We start from the raw sequence: 5,764 nt of genomic DNA, 5'->3' as shown, positions 1-5,764 counted from the left end.
GCGCTCAGCGCCACCAGGTACCGGATCCCGAAGCCGACCGCCATCGCCAGCAGCACGGCCAGGAGGAACGCCGCCCAGGTGCCCACGTCGGCCGGATACCGCACGTACAACGCCCCGGAGGGCTTCTCGGTGGCGCTGCCGGGCGGCTGGAAGCGGCTGACCACCTCCCGGGTGACCGATCTCGCCTACCGCGTCACCTTCGGCACGGACGGCGCCTCCCCCACCCTCGCCGTCACCTACAGCGAGCGCGTCGGCCCCGATCCGGTCGCGGTCTGGCGGGACGACGTCGAGCCGGGCCTGCGACGGCTCGCCGGGTACCAGCGCGTCGGTGCGGTCCGGGCCACCACCTACCAGGGCCACCCGGCCGCGGACCTGGAGTGGCTGGCCGGGTCGGGCGACGCGCGCGTGCGCACCTTCGGCCGTGGATTCCTCCTCGGCGGCGGCCGGGGCTTCTCCCTGCGCTTCACCACCCCGGCCGGGACCTGGGACGACGCCGCCGACCGGCTGGCGCTCAGGACCTTCCTGCGGACCTTCCGCGAACCCGGGCGCTGACCGCCCCGGCGGTGCCGCCGGGCCGTTTTCCGTCGGCCGGCCCGGGGACTCGCTCCTTATGGTGCAAATCGGATACACGATGATGACCGAGCAGACCGGCCCCCGGGACCTGGTGGACCACCTGGTGCGCGCCGAGGACGCGGGGTTCGACTTCTCGGTGACCTCGGACCACTACTTTCCGTGGCTGCGCGCGCAGGGTCACTCCTCGTACGCGTGGAGCGTGCTGGGCGCAGCCGCCCAGGCCACCTCGCGGATCCCGCTGATGACCTACGTCACCTGCCCCATCCTGCGCTACCACCCGGCCGTGGTGGCGCAGAAGGCGGCCACCATGCAGCTGCTGTCCGAGGGCAGGTTCCGGCTAGGGCTGGGCGCCGGCGAGAACCTCAACGAGCACGTGGTGGGCGGCGGCTGGCCACCGGTGGACGTGCGCCACGAGATGCTGGAGGAGGCGGTGGAGATCATCCGCGCACTGTTCCGGGGCGGCCATGTCACCCACCACGGACCGCACTACGACGTGGAGTCGGCCCGGCTGTGGGACCTGCCGGACCAGCCGCCGCCCATCGGGATCGCCGTCTCCGGCGAGCAGTCCTGCAAGCTCGCCGGGCACCTCGCCGACCTGGTGATCGCGACCGAGCCGAAGGCGGGCCTGCTGGAGGCCTTCGACCGGCACGGCGGCAGCGGGAAGCCCCGGGTCGGCCAGCTGCCGGTGAGCTACGGCACGGACCGGGACACGGCCGTCGAACGGGCACACGCCCAGTTCCGCTGGTTCGGGCTGGGCTGGAAGGTGAACTCCGAACTGCCGCACCCCGACTCCTTCGAGTCCGCGACGCAGTTCGTCACTACCGACGACGTCGCCTCGTCCATTCCGTGCGGCGACGACCCGGACGCCTTCGTCGAGGCCGTACGCCCGTACGCCGAGGCCGGTTTCGGGGAGGTCGCCCTGGTGCAGATCGGCGGGGACACGCAGCCGGAGTTCCTCGACTGGTCGGCGAAGACCCTGCTGCCGGCACTCCGGGAGGCGTTCGGCTGACCCGCGGGCCGCTCGGCCGGGGCGGGCCCGTCAAAGCATGGCCAATGGGTCCATATAGGCTTCGTGTCCGCACCCGGCCCCGGGTGCGGTCCTCCCAGCCGTTCCCGCAGGAGAGTCATCCGTGTCCCTGGTCATCGAGCCGTCGTCCGAGACGTCCGCCCCGGCCGCGCCGCCGCTGTCCGACCTCGTGGCGCGCGACGCCCGAGAGTTCGGCGTCTACGCGCGCACCGGAGGCTGGGCCTTCGCGCTGATGGTGGCGCGCAGCGTGCGGCCGGGCGGGCAGGCCGCCGGCGAGACGCCGAAGGTGCCGGCGAAGGAGTTCGCGGAGCTGGCCGGGTGCTCCGCGGAGCGGGTCATGCGCTACTACCGGGCCTGGGACCGGGCCGCGGACGACGGTCTCGTCCCGCACTTCGAGGCGCTGCGGCCGGGCCAGGACGTGGAGCTGCCGGACGCCGACGTGTGGCTGAGCTACTACGCCTCGCGCAACAGCGCCACCTCCGAGCGCGGTACCGCGATCGCCCAGGCCGCCGAGGCGGAGGGCATCCGCCCCACCAAGGCCCTGGAGGTCGCCGAGAACCCCACCGCGCTGCGCGCCGCGATCCTCGCCGACCCCGCCACCGCCCGCGCGGCCCGCGCCGCCCTGCTGGACCGGGTCAGGGAGGACGCCGGCCTGCAGGCGGAGCTGGCCCGGGACGTCGTACGGACCGACGATCTGAAGAAGGCCGTGGCGAGCGAGAGCCGGGCCGCCGACCGGATCGGCTACGTCCGCCAGATCGCCGAGTCCGGGCAGATCAGGACTCCGGCCGGGCAGACCGTGGAGGCGCCCGCCGAGCTGCGCGAGGAGGCCGAACGGCATCTGTCGCTGATCGACGAGCTGGAGGACGGCGAGGACACCGGCGAGTGGGCGACCGACGCCTACGACTCCATGCGGTCGCTCGTCGCCGAGGCGGTCGAGGCCGACCCCGAACTGCGTGTCCAGGAACGGCGGACGAGGTTCTACAGCGGCCTGCAGAAGGCGACCAGGGCGTTCGAGGAGCTGACGTTCGACGACGCCGGGGATTTCTACGAGGACGACATGGTCCAGCGGCTGGAGGAACTCCAGCAGGCCATCGGCACCTGCCTGACGGCGCTGCGGGGTGTGCGGGGAAATCAGTCGGTCGGGTGAGCAACCTGGCCGAAGCGGGGGTACTAGAGGGCTCTACGCCGTTCGTTCCCGGAGGCCCTCGCATGAAGTCGTTCGTGCACAAGACCCTGGTGGTCCAGCTCCGTGCGCAGGGCACCGACCGGTGCCCCGTGCTCGCCCATCTCAGCTACGACGCCGACGACCCGTTCGCCGTCACGGCCGTCTTCGGTCACGACGGCCATGTGCTGGCCAGCTGGCGGCTGGACCGGGAGATGCTCTCCGACGGGCTGACCGGGCGGGTCGGCGTCGGTGACGTGCGCCTGCGTCCGGCCACCACGGGGATGTGGCGGGAGCTGCGCATGGATTTCCTCGGCGACGTGCGACCGGACGGCAGCAGGCACCACGCGGTGGTGTTCGCCTGGGCTCCGGCGGTCGCCGCCTTCCTGCGCGAGACCCACCGGATCGTGCCGCCCGGGAGCGAACGCGTCCCGGTGGACGAGCTGTTGGCGGACATCCTCTCCGCGGGCTGAGCGGCCGGGGGCCGGCCGGCGGATCCGGGAGCCGGCGGCCCTCGCTCCGGCCGGACGCCGTCCACCGCATGGACGGCGACGACCCGGTCAAGTCGGGTTGCACGGCAGGGACTACGGGGTCTCGGGGGCCAGGATGAAGAGGCCGGCGACCTTCTCGTCCGCGTCGAACGCGACCCGGGCCTTCATGTCGCCGGCCTCGTAGCGCAGGGGGATGTCGACGACGGTGTGGTCGCCGATGCGCCGGACGAACGGCTCGGCCTCGCCGAAGCTCTCGAAGGCGCCCACCATGCCGGCGACCGTGGCCATGCCGCTGCCCCGCACCTCGTCGGTGAACGCCTCCAGGACCTGGGCGTTGAAGGACCGCCTCGCCTTCTCCATACGTCCTTCGAGCACGTCGGTGACGATCTCGATGGCGCGCTCGGCGGCGTCCGCCATGCGCACGGTCTTGTCCATGGGTTCTCCCGTCCGGGGATCGATGGGTTTGCCGAACCGCTGGAAGGCGGCCTGGCGGGTGACTCCGAGCAGGTCCCCGATCTCCTGCCAGGTGTGACCGGCGTCCCGGCTCTGCTGCACGCACAGCCTGAGGACCTGTTCCGCCGCCTCGTCCACGCCCCGGGCGCGTCGCACCAGGTCGAGGTAGGCGGGCGGGGCCAGCGGGCTGCCCACCGCCTCGACCAGGGCCGAGGCCTGTTCGGCCAGCAGGGAACTCAGGGCGGAGAGACTCGTCGAAGCATCGGCCACACGTAAAGGATGTCTTTACGGCATCACGACGTCAAGGTTTCCTTTACAGCGGTCCGGCCTCATGCCTCCGGCGCGGTCGGGAACGGCTAGTGGTCGACCGGCGGGCGGGTGTGCCGGCGGCGGGCCCACAGGGGCAGGCCGTACCAGCACAGGACGTACCAGGCGACGACGCCCGCGACCACCCACGCCAGAGAGCTGTCGCCGGTGGCCACGCGGAGGACGAGCAGCAGGGCGCACGTCATCGTGGCGAGCAGCATGAAGAGGCCGACGAGGGTCATCCAGGAGGCGAGCCGCACCGCCTGGGGCTTGACCCGGCGGCCGGAGACCAGGCGGTGCAGGGACACCGGACCGATGAGGGCGCCGGTGGCGCAGGAGCCGAGGACCACGGTGACGATGTAGATGGTCTGGTCGGTGTCGGTGAGCCCGGCGTACTTCGGCTGGAAGGCGACGGTCAGCAGGAAACCGAACAGGATCTGCACGCCCGTCTGGGCGACGCGGACCTCCTGGATGAGCTCGACCCACATACGGTCGGCCCGTTCCTCCTCCGTCTCGTTCCGCCCCCTGCGCCGCCCGTCCTCACTCATGCGGTGCGTGTAACCGTCCGCCCGTCCGTTCAAACGGTGTGCGCCGCCGTGACTACCAGCGGTGTTCGACCTGATCCTTGATGCGCCGGTCGTACAGCTCCCGGATCGCGGTGAAGGTCCCCGCGGGCAGCGGCGGCAGCTTGGCGGCGGCCGCGTTGGCGCGTGCCTGCCCGGGGTTGCGGGCGCCGGGGATCACCGTGGTGACGCCGTCCTGCTCGATGATCCAGCGGAGCGCCAGCTGGGCCGGGGTGTAGCCCTCGGGCGCGAGCGCCGCGAACTCGGCGGCCGCCTCGACGCCCGTCGCGTAGTCGACGCCGGAGAAGGTCTCGCCCTGGTCGAAGGCCTCGCCGTGCCGGTTGAAGGTGCGGTGGTCGTTCTCGGCGAAGACCGTGTCCTTCGTGTACTTGCCGGACAGCAGCCCGGAGGCGAGCGGCACGCGCGCGATGACGCCGACGCCGGCCTCGCGGGCGGCGGGCAGCACCTCGCGCAGGGGCTTCATGCGGAACGGGTTGAGGATGATCTGCACGCTCGCCACATGCGGCCGGGCGATCGCGGTCAGCGCCTGCGCGCAGGTCTCGACGCTCACTCCGTAGGCGGCGACGCGCTCCTCCTCGACCAGGGTGTCCAGGGCGTCGAACACCGCGTCGGAGGAGTAGACCTCGGTGGGCGGGCAGTGCAGCTGCACCAGGTCGATGCGGTCGACGCCGAGGTTGCGGCGCGAACGGTCGTTCCAGGCGCGGAAGTTGTCGAGGACGTAGTTCTCCGGGATCTGCTCGGCCCGGCGGCCCATCTTGGTGGCCATCAGCACGTGCAGATCGGGCCGGCTGCGCAGGAACGTGGCGATGGTCTCCTCGCTGCGCCCGTCGCCGTAGACGTCGGCGGTGTCGAAGAAGGTGACCCCGGACTCGGCCGCCGCCTCCAGGACCGCCTCGGCCTCCCTGTCGTCGACGTCACCCCAGTCGGCGCCCAGCTGCCATGTGCCGAGGCCGACGACCGATGCCCACTGACCCGACCTGCCCATCACACGTTCGTCCATGGCGCCAGTCTGACACCCGGCGCCGCGTCATGCGGAACGCACCGCTCCGCCGGGCGAGGTGCGCGCGGCCCCCGCCCGGGCGCGGGTCACGGTCCGGGGGTCAACTGCGCCTGTACGACGGGTCCGTAGCGGTCCGCGACGAGGTCGATGCCGGCCTCGCGCAGGTGC

6 protein-coding genes and 1 pseudogene are annotated in these 5,764 nt (G+C 72.3%); 4 read left to right on the top strand and 3 right to left on the bottom strand.

Translation table 11 applies throughout. The features are described from left to right. From ACWEN3_RS39690 to ACWEN3_RS39675, 4 genes and pseudogenes are all read left to right on the top strand, one after another. A pseudogene (locus ACWEN3_RS39690) lies at nucleotides 1-552 on the top strand (serine/threonine protein kinase); the annotation flags it as partial. 58 nt (nucleotides 553-610) lie between these two features. Beyond that, on the top strand, nucleotides 611-1,582 hold the full coding sequence (locus ACWEN3_RS39685; protein ID WP_452981568.1) for an LLM class F420-dependent oxidoreductase: 972 nt from the start codon (nucleotides 611-613) through the stop codon (nucleotides 1,580-1,582). Between the two features lie 121 nt (nucleotides 1,583-1,703). Next, nucleotides 1,704-2,747 carry a hypothetical protein gene (locus tag ACWEN3_RS39680; RefSeq protein WP_452981565.1) on the top strand — a complete coding sequence of 348 codons (1,044 nt, stop codon included), beginning with the start codon at nucleotides 1,704-1,706 and terminating at the stop codon, nucleotides 2,745-2,747. Between the two features lie 62 nt (nucleotides 2,748-2,809). After that, a complete protein-coding gene (locus ACWEN3_RS39675; RefSeq protein WP_452981563.1) occupies nucleotides 2,810-3,235 on the top strand; it encodes an SsgA family sporulation/cell division regulator in 426 nt (141 codons plus the stop codon). A 111-nt stretch (nucleotides 3,236-3,346) separates the two neighbouring features. Here the strand turns inward: ACWEN3_RS39675 and ACWEN3_RS39670 are convergent, their stop codons facing one another. The 3 genes from ACWEN3_RS39670 to ACWEN3_RS39660 form a co-directional block, all read right to left on the bottom strand. Continuing rightward, nucleotides 3,347-3,976, bottom strand: coding sequence for a DUF3887 domain-containing protein (locus tag ACWEN3_RS39670; RefSeq protein WP_452981560.1), 630 nt, complete (start codon nucleotides 3,974-3,976; stop codon nucleotides 3,347-3,349). A gap of 86 nt (nucleotides 3,977-4,062) precedes the next feature. Next, nucleotides 4,063-4,560 carry a DUF6328 family protein gene (locus ACWEN3_RS39665; protein WP_452981557.1) on the bottom strand — a complete coding sequence of 166 codons (498 nt, stop codon included), beginning with the start codon at nucleotides 4,558-4,560 and terminating at the stop codon, nucleotides 4,063-4,065. Nucleotides 4,561-4,612: 52 nt separating this feature from the next. After that, nucleotides 4,613-5,596, bottom strand: a complete 984-nt coding sequence (locus ACWEN3_RS39660) for an aldo/keto reductase (RefSeq protein WP_452981554.1) — start codon at nucleotides 5,594-5,596, stop codon at nucleotides 4,613-4,615. Nucleotides 5,597-5,764 lie beyond the last annotated feature (168 nt).

Source organism: Streptomyces sp. NPDC004561 (assembly GCF_053602155.1).
Note: the sequence above shows the minus strand (reverse complement) of the source record. Positions and strands in the feature narration are given on the sequence as shown.